This is a genomic window from Vibrio sp. PNB23_22_6 (assembly GCF_052877535.1).
Genome location: NZ_JBNFXP010000005.1, coordinates 73,162 through 90,308, shown reverse-complemented (window position 1 = coordinate 90,308; position 17,147 = coordinate 73,162). Strand labels below are relative to the sequence as shown.

The 17,147-nt window shown below is 45.1% G+C and carries 12 protein-coding genes; 5 read left to right on the top strand and 7 right to left on the bottom strand.

Annotated features, from left to right (window positions below; genetic code table 11):
* Positions 1-181 precede the first annotated feature (181 nt).
* The 3 genes from norR to ACVA54_RS06040 all read left to right on the top strand — a co-directional run bounded on the left by norR (position 182) and on the right by ACVA54_RS06040 (position 4,676).
* Positions 182-1,711, top strand: a complete 1,530-nt coding sequence (gene norR / locus ACVA54_RS06050) for a nitric oxide reductase transcriptional regulator NorR (protein WP_099078688.1) — start codon at positions 182-184, stop codon at positions 1,709-1,711.
* Positions 1,712-1,885: 174 nt separating this feature from the next.
* On the top strand, positions 1,886-3,547 hold the full coding sequence (gene hcp / locus ACVA54_RS06045) for a hydroxylamine reductase (RefSeq protein ID WP_099078687.1): 1,662 nt from the start codon (positions 1,886-1,888) through the stop codon (positions 3,545-3,547).
* 85 nt (positions 3,548-3,632) lie between these two features.
* The gene (locus ACVA54_RS06040; RefSeq protein ID WP_446580132.1) at positions 3,633-4,676 is read left to right on the top strand and encodes an FAD-binding oxidoreductase; all 1,044 of its coding nucleotides are present in this window, start codon (positions 3,633-3,635) and stop codon (positions 4,674-4,676) included.
* A 107-nt stretch (positions 4,677-4,783) separates the two neighbouring features.
* On the opposite strand, the gene ACVA54_RS06035 is transcribed toward ACVA54_RS06040, so the two are convergent.
* The 3 genes from ACVA54_RS06035 to ACVA54_RS06025 form a co-directional block, all read right to left on the bottom strand.
* Entirely contained in the window at positions 4,784-5,716 is a 933-nt protein-coding gene (locus ACVA54_RS06035; RefSeq protein ID WP_119463345.1) for a class I SAM-dependent methyltransferase, read from the bottom strand.
* A gap of 30 nt (positions 5,717-5,746) precedes the next feature.
* Positions 5,747-6,439 (bottom strand): TIGR01621 family pseudouridine synthase, encoded by a 693-nt coding sequence (locus tag ACVA54_RS06030; RefSeq protein WP_119463346.1) that lies wholly within the window; start codon positions 6,437-6,439, stop codon positions 5,747-5,749.
* 147 nt (positions 6,440-6,586) lie between these two features.
* A complete protein-coding gene (locus ACVA54_RS06025) occupies positions 6,587-7,957 on the bottom strand; it encodes a sodium-dependent transporter (protein WP_253252666.1) in 1,371 nt (456 codons plus the stop codon).
* Between the two features lie 436 nt (positions 7,958-8,393).
* Between ACVA54_RS06025 and cls the strand changes: the two genes are divergently transcribed.
* Both cls and ACVA54_RS06015 read left to right on the top strand, forming a co-directional pair.
* On the top strand, positions 8,394-9,848 hold the full coding sequence (gene cls, locus ACVA54_RS06020) for a cardiolipin synthase (RefSeq protein ID WP_446649458.1): 1,455 nt from the start codon (positions 8,394-8,396) through the stop codon (positions 9,846-9,848).
* Positions 9,849-10,036: 188 nt separating this feature from the next.
* Positions 10,037-11,242 (top strand): cystathionine beta-lyase, encoded by a 1,206-nt coding sequence (locus tag ACVA54_RS06015; RefSeq protein ID WP_446580135.1) that lies wholly within the window; start codon positions 10,037-10,039, stop codon positions 11,240-11,242.
* Between the two features lie 40 nt (positions 11,243-11,282).
* On the opposite strand, the gene ACVA54_RS06010 is transcribed toward ACVA54_RS06015, so the two are convergent.
* From ACVA54_RS06010 to ACVA54_RS05995, 4 genes are all read right to left on the bottom strand, one after another.
* Entirely contained in the window at positions 11,283-11,840 is a 558-nt protein-coding gene (locus ACVA54_RS06010; protein WP_172438075.1) for a DNA-3-methyladenine glycosylase I, read from the bottom strand.
* 73 nt (positions 11,841-11,913) lie between these two features.
* Entirely contained in the window at positions 11,914-15,018 is a 3,105-nt protein-coding gene (gene vmeI / locus ACVA54_RS06005; protein ID WP_119463348.1) for an efflux RND transporter permease subunit VmeI, read from the bottom strand.
* Complete coding sequence (locus tag ACVA54_RS06000) at positions 15,015-16,100, bottom strand: efflux RND transporter periplasmic adaptor subunit (RefSeq protein WP_119463349.1); 1,086 nt, start codon at positions 16,098-16,100, stop codon at positions 15,015-15,017. Before ACVA54_RS06000 ends, vmeI begins: the two co-directional genes overlap by 4 nt.
* A 1-nt stretch (position 16,101) precedes the next feature.
* Positions 16,102-17,133 (bottom strand): efflux RND transporter periplasmic adaptor subunit, encoded by a 1,032-nt coding sequence (locus ACVA54_RS05995; protein ID WP_099078677.1) that lies wholly within the window; start codon positions 17,131-17,133, stop codon positions 16,102-16,104.
* Positions 17,134-17,147: the final 14 nt, after the last annotated feature.

Here is a 17,147-nt window from a genome sequence, read left to right as displayed (position 1 = left end):
TGCATTCATTAGCTAAACAACACAGGCAAATGCCATTATTGCGTTTGTCTGTGTTGTCATTTTCCAATGTTTCACCACCTTTCCTCTGTCGTCAATGGGACATCAATCACACAAGCCTAACGATGTAAAAACAACATCACTCTGTTAGTATTGCCTCATCCACATTTTTTATGAGTATGTTATGCCCCTAGCCTTCGACCAAGTTCTACTGAATATCGCCTTAAACCTCAGCTCAAATCGCTCTCATGAACAGCAATATCAAAATTTAATTGATGGTGTCACTCAGGTTTTCCCTTGCGATGCAAGTTGCCTGTTTATCTTCGACGAAGATGACTTTCTTACGCCCGTCGCAGTCAAGGGGTTATCGCCTGCTGTATTAGGGCGACGTTTCTTTCCCAAAGCACATCCTAGGCTGGAGGCAATAATACAAAGCCGTGAGCCCGTACGTTTTGATGCAGATTGTTCACTCCCCGATCCTTTTGATGGCACCCTACTAGCACAAAACCAGTGTATCGATGTCCACGATTGTATGGGGTGCAGCTTATATGTTGATGGACAACTTGTCGGTGCGCTCACGATGGATGCGCTTGCGATCGGCGCGTTTGATGATATCGACCCCGTCACCATGGAAACTTTTGCCGCTTTAACCGCTGCAACCTTGCGCAATATTTCTCAGTTAAAAGCACTCAAAGCACAGAACCAAAAGCAAAAAAGTGTCACTCAAACACTGATCCAGCAAGCACGCTCACAACATGGCGAAATGGTGGGATTAAGCCCGCAAATCAATCAACTGCGTAATAACATTGCCACCGTTGCTCAATCAGATTATGCCGTTTTAATCACAGGAGAAACGGGAACAGGTAAGGAACTAGTGGCGCACTCGGTGCATGCGCAATCTCATCGCAGCGACAAGCCGATGATTTACGTAAACTGTGCAGCACTGCCCGAGGGGCTCGCAGAGAGTGAATTATTCGGCCACGTCAAAGGGGCGTTTACCGGCGCAAATGGTCACCGAGCAGGTAAGTTTGAACTGGCCGACGGTGGTACGATTTTTCTTGATGAAGTCGGTGAATTACCGTTAATTTTACAAGCAAAACTACTGCGTGTGATTCAGCAAGGCGAACTGCAACGCGTAGGTAGCGATCAACATTTACTGGTCAACGTACGCATTATTGCAGCGACCAATCGGCAATTAGAGAAAGAAGTCGAAGCGGGCACCTTCAGAGCTGACTTATTCCACCGTTTAAACGTATTTCCGATTAAAGTGCCGCCATTACGCAATCGTGATGGTGACATTCCGGTTTTAGCGGGTTACCTGTTGGAAAAAGTCCGTCAACAGTTCAACGCACCAAATCTTCATGTACACCCTAAAGTGTTGAGCCAATTAGAGTCTTTACCTTGGTATGGTAATGTTCGTGAACTCGAACATACATTGACCCGCGCCGCTTTACATTCCATTCAACAAGGCGCAAGTACCATCATGTTGAATCACTTTGATACCTCCACTGCACTTAATGATGTAAAAAACACATCAAGCCATTTCCCCCAAAAAAGTCAACCAATGAGAGAGCTGGTGGAACGCTATCAACGTGATTTAATTGAACATGCTTTAAACCAAACGGGTGGAGTGTGGGCAAAAGCCGCCGAATTTTTACAGATGGATCGTGGTAATTTGTATCGAATGGGTAAAAAACTCGGAATCAATAAATAAGCAGCCCGCAAAGCACGATGTGATTATAACATCACTCATGTTGTATTAATTACATCAACCCCTTATTTGCTAGTAAAGTTTGTTGTTATATTTCAAAAACTTAAAGTCTGGCACGCATTCTGCTATCTAGTGATAAATAAAACGACTATTACGATACTCACTGGAGAACCCAATATGTTCTGTATTCAATGTGAACAGACAATCCAAACCCCAGCTGTAAAAGGCTGTTCTTTCGCACAAGGTATGTGTGGTAAAACGGCAGAGGTTTCTGATCTACAAGACGTGCTTGTTTACGCTCTGCAAGGGGTTTCTTTTTGGGCGTCACGCGCACTTGAATTCAACATCATCAATGATGAAATCAACCAATGGGCACCGCGAGCATTCTTCTCAACCCTAACGAATGTTAACTTCGACCCAGAACGTATTCTAAAACTGACATCAGACGCAGAAGCATACAAGTCTCTACTAAAGACGGAAGTCATGGCCGCTGCAACGTTAGCGAATCAGCCTCTTTCGGACATTCCTGCCGTAGCGAATTTCGAGCTACCAGCCTCAGTCACGGAAATATTAACATTCGCACCACAGGTGGCGGTTAACCGTGGTAAAGACCAAGTACATGAAGACGTGATCGGATTACGCTTGCTTTGTCTATACGGCCTAAAAGGCGCGGCAGCTTACATGGAGCATGCTCGCGTTCTTGATCAAACAAGCAACGACATCTACGCAGAGTACCATGAGATCATGGCGTGGTTAGGTACCGACCCTGAAGATTTAGGTGCACTGCTTGATTGCTCAATGCGCATTGGTCTGATGAACTACAAAGTGATGGAAATGCTAGACCTAGGTGAGACAGCGACCTTTGGTCACCCTGAGCCGACAACCGTTAACGTTAAACCAGTGAAAGGAAAATGTATCCTTGTTTCTGGCCACGATCTGCATGACCTTGAAAAAATTCTTCAACAAACGGAAGGCAAAGGCATCAATGTATATACCAATGGTGAAATGCTGCCTGCACACGGCTACCCAGAACTGAAGAAATACCCTCATTTAGTTGGCAACTACGGCAGCGCATGGCAAAACCAACAGAAGGAATTTGCTAACTTCCCTGGTGCCATTGTGATGACATCTAACTGCCTGCTTAACCCAAATGTAGGTCAATATGCAGATCGTCTATTCACTCGTAGCATTGTTGGCTGGCCAGGTATCGCGCATCTTGAAGGTGACGATTTCAGTGCTGTGATTGAGTGTGCACTTGCACAACCGGGCTTCCAACACGATGAAATCGAGCACAACATCACGGTCGGTTTTGGCCGCAATGCATTAATGAACGCTGCACCTGCTGTTATCGATCAAGTGAAGCAAGGCAACATCAAACACTTCTTCCTAGTCGGTGGGTGTGATGGCGATAAATCAGAACGTAGTTACTACACAGATTTCACTGCCGAAGCACCAGAAGACACGCTTATTCTGACACTTGCGTGTGGTAAATTCCGCTTCAACAAAAACACGTTCGGCGACATCAATGGTATCCCTCGTCTATTAGACGTTGGTCAATGTAACGATGCTTACTCAGCAATCCAACTTGCACTGGCGTTGGCTAAAGAGTTCGACTGTGATATCAACGAGCTGCCGCTAACACTTGTATTATCTTGGTTTGAACAAAAAGCGATTGTTATTCTGCTAACGCTATTCGCGCTAGGCGTAAAAGGCATTTACACAGGCCCTACGGCGCCAGCATTCCTGACGCCTAACTTGATTGCTATCATTCAAGAGAAATTTGACATGCGTAGCATCAGTAACGTTCAGGATGATCTAAAAGCCATTTTAGCGGCGTAATTCTCCCGTCTATAACACGCCCCCTTCGTTGGGGGCCTTTTAATAGAATTAACTGTAGAAAATAGTCATAACCAAAGAGATTTTTATGTTTTTTGAATGGCAAGGCAGTCAACCTGTCACGTTACGCTGTGTTGATAAATACCATGAAACACCGGATGCAGTGAGCTTAAAGCTGGCAGATTTATCAGAGTCACTTCTATTCGAATTTAAACCGGGTCAATTCATTAATCTGGGTGTTGAGATTGACGGAAAAATGGAATTTCGCGCCTACTCGCTTAGCTCTCGTTCTGGTGAAGATTGCCTGCAACTCACGATTAAACGCGTCGAAGGGGGTAAAGTATCCAATTACATTGTCGATAAACTTCTGATTGGCGATACCCTTCAGGCCTTGCCACCGACGGGGGAATTCAACTGTATTGACCATCCACCGGCTTTTTATGATGGGAAAAAGAAAGCATTACTCATCAGTGCAGGCTGTGGCATTACCCCAGTGTTCGCAATGGCAAAGCATTGGCTGAACAATAATGAAGAGGTTGACGTTGAGTTCTTGCATATCGCGCGTTCTCGGCAGGAGACCATCTACTTTGATTTGTTAGAAACCTACCACGCTGCTTACCCCAATTTCCACTTGAAGCTGCTACTTAAACATGGCGGTGAAACCCCATACCCTGAAGGGCGTTTAAATGTCGAGTGGTTATTAAAGCTAGTGCCAGATGTTAAGCAACGCACTGTCTACCTTTGTGGCCCGAACCAGTTCATGCTCGACGTTCAAGGCTATTTAAATGAACTCAGTTTCGATATAGAAAACTTCTATCAAGAGAGCTTTACCCCAGCACGAAATGAAGATACTGAAGTATCTGACGAAAAAGCGACCGTATCCGTGCCTGATTTCGCTCAAAGTATCAATGCGAAAAAAGGCCAGGTGTTAGCGGAGGCGTTAGAAAGTGCGGCGTTGCCTTTGATAGTCGCGTGTCGAAGCGGTATTTGTGGCTCTTGTAAGTGTAAAGTTCATAAAGGTAGCGTTTCTTCCACCAGCCTTGAGACTCTAACACTGGAAGAGATTGAACAAGGCTATGTATTGGCTTGCTCTTCTACGATTGAGTCCGATCTTGAAGTACAAATTAGTTAAGCCCCTATTTCATCGATCAAAAAGCGCCGCGAACGGCGCTTTTGATGGCCAGAGTGCTCCTAGAGATTCCCTAAAAGAAGGGATGACCAACTAAAGAGGCGTTAAACTCAGCTGAACAGCAGCACTTTTAAAGCCGCTTCGCTATCGACATCCATAAACTCGGGTGGATTATCCAAACGTTCACGGAACGTTAGCGCCGGCGCTTCTTCCTTCATACTTTCAATTAAGAAGTCGCTGGTTACCGACGGAGAGTTCACACACGCAAGCACCTGACCACCGTCTGCCAACAAATCAGGCAAACGACGTAGAATTTTTTTGTAGTCTTTCGTCAGAGCAAAGCTGCCTTTTTGGAATGATGGCGGATCAATGATGATCAAATCATATTGTCCTGCTTTCTTGATTTTTCCCCACGATTTGAAGATATCATGGCCCAAAAAACTGACTTGGCTAATGTTGTGGCCATTAAGAAGATGATTTTCACGGCCTTTCGACAATGATGCTCTTGCCATATCCACGTTAACCACTTTATCCGCGCCACCCGCAATAGCAGCGACCGAGAAGCCACAAGTGTAAGCAAACAAATTTAGTACATTCTTATGCTTCGCATGTTCACGCACCCAATCGCGCCCATAGCGCATATCTAAGAACAGGCCAAAATTTTGGTTACGCCCGATATCCAGTTGGTATTTAAGCCCACTCTCTTCCACGATAGGTCGCGAGTTTAGCTCCCCAACTAGCGCTTCTGAAGGAGTCCCATCCGCATAGCGATGCTGAATCACTATTGCGCAACCTTGTTTGTCCGACCACCGTTGGGACTGAGCAAGCGCATGTAGGCCACTTTTCAACTCGGTAAGAAAAATCTCATCCACCGGTTTAAATAAGTTAATGATCAATTGCCCTTGCAACCAATCACAAGTAATTTGTTCTAGGCCTTCAAAACGGCGACCGCGACCATGAAACAGTCGACGAATTTCATTCGGAGCTTGTGCCAGCTCCGCTTCAAGGTGCTGAAAAAACAGCGGAAGTTGTGATGCTTGCATCGAAATCTCTTATCTATCTTATTTCTAAGTTTATTTGATCGTTGGCCAGTTCAATTCCCACGGACACAACCAGCTATCAATGCCCTGAACAACAATCTCAGAGTGCCACTTACTGCCTAGCGCTTGGTAATCACGAGGGTCGCAAACAAAGCGAAATTGTTCATCTTGAAAACTAAAGCATAATGAGAATGCATGTAGGTAACCACGATCAGCTTCATTACCTGCATTATAGATAGCATCACCAACAATGCCTGAACCAACAGACTTTAATGCCACTCGAATTTGGTGTGTTTTACCGGTATGAGGTTTACATAAAAACAGACGTTCACCCGGTTCTGCGGCTAGGGAGAAAAACTGTGTAATAGCAGGATTTAGCTTGCTGTTAACCAGCTTCCAGGACGAACGGCGTGATCGCTCCATATCGCCAATAACTAACCCTTGCTTTTTCTTTGGTTTTTTCGAACTGATCGCCAAATAGTATTTTTCAACTTTGCGCTGAGCAAAGGCTTGAGATAATGCGCTGGCAGCTTTAGCGTTGCGTGCGAGCAGCAAAATACCCGACGTCATCTTATCCAGTCGGTGAACGAGGTAGAGCTGCTCATCCCCACTCTGCTTTGCGACTTCTTGAAGCAACATCGTGTCCCCGTCATCTTTGTGGACCGAGACGTTTGGGTGCTTGTTAATGACAAGAAAATCTGGATGGGTATATAGGATATCGAACATAAAAAACTGGCTCTCCGTTGGAGCCAGAAGTATACCTATTCTAATTGATTAGGCGAACTTAAACTTTCTAGCTCCATCTTTGTGACCGTAAGCTTATCAACAAAAAAGGGCCTCAACAGAGGCCCTCACTTACTTAAAATTTACTCACTATAGCTTCTTCGAGAACACGCCAGCCAATGCAATGATAGCGATACCCAACATCATGATTTCGCCTTTGCCACTGTCGAATCCAGACTTAATTCCCATGAATGCCACAATAGCGATAGCAAAAGGAATAATGTATTTAACTAGGTTGTACCATAGACCAAATAGTGGGAAAGATACTTCACCATCGTTTGTGATTTCCTTCTCTAAGTCTGCACGGTTTAGACGCCAACCTGCAAAGATACACACTAACATACCGCCAACCGCTAGGAAGATCTTATCCGTGAGTAAGTCGAAGATATCGAATGCGCCTGTACCAAACAGTGTCGGACCAACGCCGCCCAGTGATAGCGATGCGAATACACAAAGGGTTGCCATAACCGCACTTGCTGACAGCACCGCTGTTGGGCGCTTCATGCCTTTTTCGTCGATTAGGTAAGAAACCACCACTTCAAGTAACGATACCGAAGAAGTGAGTGCCGCTACCGTTAGACCGACGAAGAACATAAGAGCAAATAGAAGACCAATTACGCCGCCCATTTCAGCAAATAACTGAGGAACAACCACAAAGACTAGACCAGGACCGGCTGCAGGCTCCATCCCGAATGCGAACATTGCTGGGAACATCGCCACACCCGCAAGGATCGCAACGCCAGTATCCATCGCTGTCACCATACCGGTAGTTTGAACCAGGTTCTCTTTCTTCTTAAGGTACGAGCCGTATGTCAGCATACAACCCATACCAAGACTGAGCGAGAAGAATGCTTGGCCAAGTGCTGCAAGAACAACACTGCTGTCTACTTTAGAAAAGTCCGGCATGAACAGGAACTCAAGGCCTGCCATCGCGCCTGGTAGCATCAGACCTTTCACTGATACGACAATCAGGATAAGGAATAGCAGCGGCATCAAAATTTTACCTGCCTTCTCGATCCCCCCAGAAATGCCTTTCATTACAATTAGGATGTTTAGGAAGAGGTAAATACCCATCCACATTAGTGGTTGTAGCGGTGCAGAAATGAAACTACCGAAACTGTCACCAATGGCATCCGGTGTGCTTAGAAGACCGCCAGCCACTTTAAAGATGTAAGCCAACGCCCAGCCACCTACCACAGGATAGAAACCCATGATCAATAGGCCACTAAATACTCCTAGGACACCAGTAAATGTCCAGCGGCGATCAGTTGATTTAAAAGCGCCTACTGCCGAGAGTCCTGTCTTACGACCAATAGCGAATTCAGTGAGCATTACGCTAAAGCCAATAAAAATAACAAAGAGCAAGTAGATAGCAACGAATGCGCCACCGCCACTCTCACCTGCTGTGTAAGGGAATTTCCATATATTGCCTAAACCAACAGCGGAACCCGCTGCTGCCATTACGAAGCCTAGTTTAGACCCCCACGTATCACGTGGTGCTGCTGTATTAGTTGTAGCCACGCTTTTTCTCCGAAAAATGTTTGTTGTGTTTGCAGACTGAATAGGCGTCTAAAATATGTTAGTGTAAAAATAAATGTACACCTTGTGCAAAGTTTGTATGACGCTCTATATATGGCCAGTAAAACAGTTTCAATTTAAAATTGAAACCCCACTTAGCATATTTATCGAAAAAATGTTTCATTATTCAGGTTAAATGCTGAAATTTTGCTCATTTCTTAACATTTTGTTCAAATTGTCATCATTTGATGACACAACATGTCGAAAAATTACTTCACCTATCAACACCAACGGCCCTTTTCCTTCATAACGTAATAACAGTTTCCAGAAGCATGATTTACGCTTAATATTCATATTAAGGTTTCTATTTTGAGCATATATGGACAAGTTCTATCACTTTCTTACCCTTGTTGGTATTGCCCTGTACTGGCTCCTCGTCGCTGGTGTCACGATTCGCGTGGTTTTAAAGCGTCGCGCTGTCAGCGTTTCTCTTGCCTGGCTCATGATTATTTACATACTTCCAGTACTTGGCGTCGGCTGCTATTTCCTATTTGGTGAACTTAATCTGGGTCGCAAGCGTGCAGAACGCGCGAAAGAGATGTTCAAACCATTTCAACAATGGTTTACCCAGCTAAACGATTGTAATGCCCATACACCGGAATCCATGGGCCGTCATATTTACCGTATTGACGAACTGTGTAATAACCGTCTTGGTTTACCTGGATTGAGCGGCAACACACTTTCACTTCAGCAATCCCCTGATGAGATTCTGCGTTCTATCATTCATGACATTGAACACGCACAATTCAGCATTCGCATGGTTTTCTACATTTGGCATCCTGGTGGTCTGGCTGACGGGGTTGCATCCGCTTTAATCCAGGCCTCTAAACGTGGCGTCGATGTAAAGCTACTGCTCGATTCCGCTGGTAGCCCTCGTTTCTTCCGCAGTCCTTGGTACAAAATGATGAAGGAAGCTGGAATCGATGTTGTGCAAGCGCTAGAAGTTAAAATGTGGCGTATGTTCTTACGCCGCTTAGATCTAAGGCAACACCGCAAAATCATCGTCATTGATGATGATATTGCTTATACCGGTTCAATGAACTTAGTCGACCCTGCGTTTTTCAAACAGGACAGTGGCGTTGGTCAATGGATTGATATAATGGTGCGTATCACAGGACCGACGGTAAACGTGTTAAGTGCGATTCATTGCTGGGATTGGGAAGTAGAAACGGGAGAGAGAGCGCTGCCTAAACACCCAGAATGCCGAATTGATAGTGAGGAGTTTCAGCACCCTATCCAAGTTGTGCCATCAGGACCCGGGATGCCTGAGTATCTCATTTATCAGGTATTAACGTTGGCGATTAACCAAGCGAACCATTCCGTAAGGATTACCACACCTTACTTTGTGCCAAGTGCCGACCTGCTAGAAACACTTAAGATGACGGCTCAACGTGGGATTAATGTCGAACTGATTATTCCACATAAAAATGACTCAATGATGGTGCAGTGGGCATCACGCGCGTTTTACAGCGAACTACTTACTGCCGGAGTAAAAATCTACGAATTCTACGGTGGATTACTGCACACCAAATCGGTGGTAATCGACAATCAGTTCTGTCTTGTCGGTACCGTCAATATGGACATGCGCAGTTTGTGGTTAAACTTTGAGGTAACGCTAGCAGTAGATGATGAAGCGTTCACAAAACAGATGTCCACACTTCAAGATCGCTATATCAATCAGTCTCATACGGTTCAGTTAGATGAATGGAAAAAACGCACTATCTTTTCTCACTTCTTAGAGCGCATTTTCTACCTATTTAACCCATTACTTTAGAAACTATCCACTCACTTAGATCATTTCAAAACCGACGGCCACAAGCGGTCGGTTTTGTCTCCTCCCTCCCCCTCGGTTTCATCCACCCAAATTCTCTGACAAGTGACGCAGATTTGACTTTTCCCTTGCCAAGCACAGCGAGTCCATGTTTTAAATAATAAAAATCGTTAATTAGACAGGGAAATTTTATGTCAGAGGGCAAAAAGACGAAATTCGTCACCGCAGGCCGCAATAAGAAATGGACCAACGGGGTGGTAAATCCACCCGTGCAACGTGCGTCTACCGTCGTATTTGATACGGTCGCGGAAAAAAACCAAGCGATGATTAACCGTGCTAACAAAACATTGTTTTACGGTCGTCGCGGCACCCACACACATTTTGCTTTTCAAGATGCCATGGTCGAAATCGAAGGTGGTGCAGGTTGTGCGCTTTACCCTTGTGGTACTGCTGCTATTTCTAATGCCATTCTGTCTTTTGTCGAAACGGGTGATCACATTCTTATGGTAGATACCTGTTACGAACCAACCCGTGATTTCTGTGACACCATTATGAAAAAAATGGGCGTCGAAACCACTTACTTCGACCCAGTGATCGGAGAAGACATTCGAGAACTGATCCAACCAAACACCAAAATACTTTTCTTGGAGTCTCCAGGCTCGATCACCATGGAAGTGATCGATGTCCCGACCCTAGCTGACATTGCCCATGAACAAAACATCATTGTGATGCTCGACAACACGTGGGGAGCAGGCGTGAATTTTGCTCCATTTGAACACGGTGTGGATATTTCAATTCAAGCGGCAACCAAATACATTGTTGGTCACTCAGATGTCATGCTCGGCACGGCGGTAGCCTCAGAAAAGTACTGGCCGCAGCTGCGCGAACAAAGTTACCTAATGGGACAGTGCGTTTCTCCTGATGACGCCTACCTTGGCTTGCGTGGTATTCGTACTCTGGATGTACGTTTACGCCAGCATGCAGAGAGCAGTCTGAAAATAGCTCAGTGGCTAGAAAGCCGCCCTGAAGTGGATCATGTCCGCCACCCTGCTTTGGAGACCTGCCCTGGACATGAATTCTTCAAGCGTGACTTCACTGGTGGGAACGGTCTATTTTCATTCGTGCTTAAGTCCTCTTACCCAAAAGCCACCACCGCTTTACTTGATGGTATGAAACATTTCAGCATGGGTTACTCATGGGGTGGTTTCGAAAGCTTGATTCTCGCCAATGAACCAAAGAGCTTCAACAGTTTGCGTACGGTTGCAAATCCAAACTTTGAAGGCACCTTGATTCGTCTGCATATCGGTCTGGAAGATGTGAATGACTTGATAGCCGATTTAGAAGCGGGCTTTGCTCGATACAACGCTTTAGCGCTAGAGAAAGAAAGGTCCTTATAATCCTATCCATCTAGCAATAATGTCCTCAATGCTTGGGGCGTTATTGCTTTTGGGGACAACCGATAACGTGATCATCCACCATGCCGACTGCCTGCATAAACGCATAACAAATCGTTTCACCAACAAACTTAAAGCCTTTCTTTTTGAGGAACTTGCTCATCGCTTTGGATTGCTCAGTAGATACAGGTACTTCACTCATATCTTGCCAATGATTAATGATTGGCTTCCCATCAACAAACTGCCATAGCGCTTGCGATAAGCTACCATACTCCTCAATTAATTGATTTGCTGCTTTTGCATTACTGAATACTGAATTGATTTTTCCTCGATGCCTCACCACATCAAAGTTCTCAACAATATACTCCGCACGCGCTTCGTCTCGCACAGCCAAGGCATTGAGATCATAGTGCTCAAATGCTTTTCGGTACCCTTCGCGCTTCTTAAGAATGGTTATCCAACTCAACCCTGCCTGAGCGCCTTCAAGGGTAATAAATTCAAATAGTACCTTGTCATCATAAACTGGCACCCCCCACTCTTTATCGTGATACTCTCGCTCAAGGGGGTGATTCATCGCCCATGCACAAGTTTTCTGTTCCATAATTTGCTCCTTATAAAAACGCCCCTAACAGTTAGCCAGAGGCGCTTTGAATATCCTTGCTAATTGGGAGTTTTTACTTTGGCACTGCCACTTTGTGGAAAAGACGATACAACACGGGTACGACAATAAGCGTCAGAACCGTCGCGAAACCTAAACCAAACATGATGGTTACCGCCATGGGTTTGAAGAAAATATCAGGTAGAAGTGGAATCATACCAAGAATTGTCGTGATCGCAGCCATACAAACAGGACGGACACGACTAACTGCTGCGTCGACCACCGCACTGTAAGCTTCTTTTCCTGACTTGATTTCAATCTCAATCTGGTCCAGCAATACAATACCGTTTTTCAACACCATACCAGACAAACTCAAGAAACCAAGTAACGCCATAAAGCCAAATGGTGTGTTCAATGCGAGTAGGCCTATCGTAACACCAATCAGTGCAAGCGGGACCGTTAACCAAACAATCAATGGCTCTTTCAAAGAATTAAATAGGAACACCGTAATCAAGAACATGAATAGGTAGCCCATTGGCATCGTCGTAAATAGCGACGCTTGCGCATCTCCCGAAGACTCGTACTCTCCCCCCCACTCTAGTGAGTAACCAGGCGGTAACTCGATAGCTTCGATTTGAGTTTGCAAACGCTTCTGTAACGTCGACGCGGTTTCTTCACCCAATAAGTCAGGGTCAGCCATGATTGTGAGTATGCGTTTACGATTCTTACGTACGATAATCGGGTCTTCCCAGCGCATGTCGTAGCCCATAGTCACTTGTTGTAACGGAATGAACTCCGTTTGTGCCGGGCTCCAAATTTTCATACCTTCAATGTTTCGAATATCAATTCGTTCGTCTTCGGGCAAACGAGCGACAATTGGCATCAACGTGGTGCCATCACGATATAGACCGATAGTCATACCAGAGAAAGACATCGACAAGAAGTCGTCAACATCAGACTTAGTAATACCGTAGCGACGCGCCTGACTTTCATTAAACTGAGGTTCCAACACCTGAGTTCGTTCACGCCAATCATGGCGAATATTTGTCGCACCAGGATCGGCATACATGATATCCATCACTTGTGCAGCGATAGTTCGCAATACCGTCGGATCAGAACCAATGATGCGCGCTTCGATTTTTGCACCACCACCAGGTCCCAATTCTATCTGTTTCAACTTGTAATTTATCTCTGGATAATTCGCTTTTATATGCTCTCGAAAACGCTGCATAAGTGGCGCCAACGCTTCATAGTTGTTTACTCGAGTCGTGATCTCGCCATAAGCGGCATAACTCTTCTCAGGTGCATAAGTAAGCATGAAACGTTGCAAACCTTTACCAGCGGTGGTGGTGATATGTTCTACGTTATCTTGCTCTGACAACCAGTGTTCGAGCTCTTTAAGCTTATCATTCGTCGCTCGAATATCAGTGCCTTCGGGCAGCCACATATCCAATTGGAAAATTGGCGTAGTAGATGACGGAAAAAACGATTGTTTAACATGAGTAAAGCCATAAACACTCGCGGCCAGACCTGCAACTAAAACCAAAACCGTAATCCATGCACGACGCATGCAAAATTCTAAGAATTTCTTATACATCATAAAGATAATTCCGTTATACGGATCATTATCTTTGCCTTCACTACTTTTTATTTTTTGCCCTTTGAAGAAAATATCAGCAAAGAATGGCGTCAATGAGATCGCAGTAAACCAACTCAGCATTAGAGAGATCAGCAATACTGTAAACAAAGTGCCACAGTATTCACCGGTTGCATCTTCTGACAAGCCGATCGGAGCAAAAGCGGTTACCGCAATCACCGTGGCACCAAGTAGCGGCCACTTCGTTTGCGTCACGATATCGGTCGCGGCTTGCAGCCTCGTTCGCCCTTTTTGGGTACCGATCAGTATCCCTTCCACCACAACGATGGCGTTATCCACCAGCATACCCAAAGCGATAACTAAAGCGCCAAGTGATATTCGTTGTAAATCTATCGCCAAATACTTCATGAAAATGAAAGTACCAAGCACGGTCAATAGCAGAATGAGGCCAATTAGCAGACCAGATCGAAGTCCCATAAAGAACAGCAATACAATGATGACAATCCCAACTGCTTGCGCCAAGCTAACAACGAAGCCGCTGACGGATTTGTCGACCTCTTTGGGTTGACTGTAAATCTCAGAAATTTGTACGCCTACTGGTTGCTGGTATTTGAGTTCAGCTAAGCGGCGATCAAAGGCTTTGCCCACTTCCACCACGTTCACACCTTGGGAAAATGAAACACCGACATTCAGCGCTAGGCTGCCGTTAAAATTAATAATATTGCTCGGTACTTCGACATAACCACGCTTAATATCTGCGACATCTTTAAGGAAGATCAGTCCTTGTGCCCCTGATTCGGTGATTAATAAATCTCCCAACTCATTGACACTCTGAAATTCCCCCGTCGGTTGAATCCGAATGTACTCGTCGCCAATTCGAATCGCACCTGCATTGGAAACTACATTTTGCGTAGACAATAAGTTGAAAACCGTATTTGGAGAAAGACCAATGCTGCTGAGTTTTTTCATTGAAATTTCAATGAAAACTTGCTCTTGCTGCTCACCAGAAACTGATACTTTGCTTACGCCATCAACAAGTTCTAGTTCTCGCCTAAGGTAATCAACATAATCCAGTAATTCTTTGTAGCTGTAACCATCGCCAGTGACTGCCAGTAAGATGCCATATACATCACCAAAGTCATCAATCACTTGGGGCGTATTTACCCCCGGAGGCAAGGTGCCTTGTAAGTCGTTCACCTTACGACGCAGCTCATCCCAAATTTGAGGTAAGTCGTTTGGGCCATAGTTATTCTTCATCGTTACTGTAATTTGAGACAAACCACGGCTAGATATCGAATTTACCTCGTCAACATAAGTCAGTTGTTGAATCGCCTTCTCGATCGGATAGGTCACTTCCTCCTCTACCTGTTGCGGAGTTGCGCCTGGATAAGACGTTACAATCATCGCATCTTTGATTGTAAAGGCCGGATCTTCTAAGCGACCTAAGCCAAAGAAAGAGGCGACACCCCCAATCAAAAAGATCAGAGCCACCATCCAACTAATGACTCGATTACGAATGAAATACGCGGCGATACCCGTTATGTTTTCGTCATCTTGCGGCGTAGTGTGATTATTTTCACTCATTGGCTTACCTCCTGCTTAACCACGTCTACTTTCATGCCCTCTCTTAAACGAGATATCCCTGCCACGACGACTTTATCATTGAGTTTTAAGCCATCAAGAATCTGAATTGACGTTCTTGATGCTTTGCCTACCAGAACTTGCTTACGGCTAACGGTACTATCATCATTAAGAACCCAAACAAACTTATTTTTACGGCCTAACTCATCTCCGTCAGCGTTAAAAATAGCCTCAATTGGTACGTCAATACCGACGTTCAACTCTAAACCTACGTTTTCATCTTTAGATGTCACCTCAACAGCCATACCATCGAGTATGTATTCTTGCTCAGGCATCGGTAACGAGAGCGTCACGGTAAAAGTACCCGTCGAGGGATCTGGCTCGGTGGTAAATTCTTTTATGCTCGCACTATATTCATTGCCACTTGGAACACGTACCATGGCATTAATTGCAGTGAGCGCCTCTTCTTTTTTGGGTTGCCTTACATAAATTCTGTCAGGAAGCTGAATCAATACTTCTACCCGATTTACGCTATGGATATTTACAATATATTGACCGACTTGTATATTTTCATGCTGCTCCGCATTTACTCGAGAAATAATTCCATCCACTGGCGCTTTGAGCGTAGTAAAAGACAAATGCAATTTTGCTAAGTCAAGCTCTGCCAAGGCAATTTGTCTCTGTGCGGCAATCTCATCAAATTGAGACTTTGCCAATAGTCCTTTTTCGACTAACGGACTTGAGCGGCGATATTGGCTATCAATAACCGAAAACCTTGCCGTGGCATTGTCGACGGCGAGCTGATAATCCGTTGGGTCAAGCGTTGCGATCACGTCCCCTTTTTGTACTCTATCCCCTTCTCTGACCAATACGCGACTGATCTCCCCAGCGACGCGAAAACTCAGGTGAGAACGGTCTGCTGCATTAGCAACGGCAGGAAAGTACAAGTTATCATTCACTTTTTTTCCTTCCAGTGACACCACACGTACGAGGGGGGTATCGAGCGCTCTTTCTGGAGCCGGATCACCACACCCGGCAAGCAATAGAACAGAGCACAGACTTGTTAAAGTAACGGTTCCTTTCATTTTACAATCCTCGTTCTTTAATCCATTCTCGCACTTTGATACCAGGTTCAATCGCGTTGACGCCGGAAATAATGATTTGATCACCGTCCTCTAATCCCTCAATTACTTGCTGTTTCTCGTTTAACGTCACCACTGCTTTCTCAATAAGGCCTTGGTCATTAACGCGCCATACATACGTTTTACCCTCCTGCTCAAATAATGCAGAGTCAGGGATCTTAGTTGCACTCGCATTTGCAGAGACCAGATGTGCAGTACCTGACATACCAGGAAGAATACCAATGTCTTCTGGGCGCGCCATTACCATGGTCACCTTGTAACTTCCGGTTTTAGGATCGGCTTCGGTGTCTATTTCTTGAAAAGTAAGTTCAAAAGCTTGTTCGGGAAACGCATCAAATGTCATGGATGCAGAAGCATCTGCACCTTGAGAAAAACGGGTCAACAAATGGTCAGGCAACTGAAAAATAACTTTCAACACCTGGTTTGTTTGAATGTTCATGACCCCTGCTTTCGCAGCCACATATTCATGATTTTCGGCAGGTAGGTAAGAGATCGTACCATCATAAGGGGCGACTAGTTTGGTGTACCTTAAGTTCGCTTTTGCTTGGTCCCATTGTGCTTTAGCTGAATTATGGTTTGCTTTGGCGCGATCAAAATCTTGTTCAGAAACCACTTTGTCTTTACTGAGTTTCTTATAACGTTTGTATTGAACATCTGCGAGCATGAAATTTGCTCTGGCTTGCCTTTCAAGGAGGGTATATTCGTCGGGATTGAGCGTGGCTAACACATCCCCTTTATTGACGGCTTGCCCAGCGTTTACGTCAATAGATTGAAGTAAACCTGGAACACGGAAAGCCAACACGGCTCGATCTCCAGCTTCTGTTGTAGCAGGAAATTGGCGTTCAAACTGGGCGTTGCCAACAGAGACGGTAAAGAGCTTGGCAGGGCGAGACTCGGGTTCAGGGACCGGAGGGAGCTCTTTACCACATCCAACCAATATCGTGATTGCGGCAATAGGAATGAGCGCTTTTCTCATTTGAATTCATCCAT

What these genes read in the sequence shown, in the direction of transcription:
- ACVA54_RS06040 (WP_446580132.1), top strand. Translation starts at nt 3,633, where the DNA reads ATGTTTTTTGAATGGCAAGGCAGTCAACCTGTCACGTTACGCTGTGTT.
- hcp (WP_099078687.1), top strand. Translation starts at nt 1,886, where the DNA reads ATGTTCTGTATTCAATGTGAACAGACAATCCAAACCCCAGCTGTAAAA.
- ACVA54_RS06025 (WP_253252666.1), bottom strand. Translation starts at nt 7,957, where the DNA reads ATGGCAGCAGCGGGTTCCGCTGTTGGTTTAGGCAATATATGGAAATTC.
- ACVA54_RS06030 (WP_119463346.1), bottom strand. Translation starts at nt 6,439, where the DNA reads ATGTTCGATATCCTATATACCCATCCAGATTTTCTTGTCATTAACAAG.
- ACVA54_RS06010 (WP_172438075.1), bottom strand. Translation starts at nt 11,840, where the DNA reads ATGGAACAGAAAACTTGTGCATGGGCGATGAATCACCCCCTTGAGCGA.
- cls (WP_446649458.1), top strand. Translation starts at nt 8,394, where the DNA reads ATGGACAAGTTCTATCACTTTCTTACCCTTGTTGGTATTGCCCTGTAC.
- ACVA54_RS06000 (WP_119463349.1), bottom strand. Translation starts at nt 16,100, where the DNA reads ATGAAAGGAACCGTTACTTTAACAAGTCTGTGCTCTGTTCTATTGCTT.
- ACVA54_RS06015 (WP_446580135.1), top strand. Translation starts at nt 10,037, where the DNA reads ATGTCAGAGGGCAAAAAGACGAAATTCGTCACCGCAGGCCGCAATAAG.
- vmeI (WP_119463348.1), bottom strand. Translation starts at nt 15,018, where the DNA reads ATGAGTGAAAATAATCACACTACGCCGCAAGATGACGAAAACATAACG.
- norR (WP_099078688.1), top strand. Translation starts at nt 182, where the DNA reads ATGCCCCTAGCCTTCGACCAAGTTCTACTGAATATCGCCTTAAACCTC.
- ACVA54_RS05995 (WP_099078677.1), bottom strand. Translation starts at nt 17,133, where the DNA reads ATGAGAAAAGCGCTCATTCCTATTGCCGCAATCACGATATTGGTTGGA.
- ACVA54_RS06035 (WP_119463345.1), bottom strand. Translation starts at nt 5,716, where the DNA reads ATGCAAGCATCACAACTTCCGCTGTTTTTTCAGCACCTTGAAGCGGAG.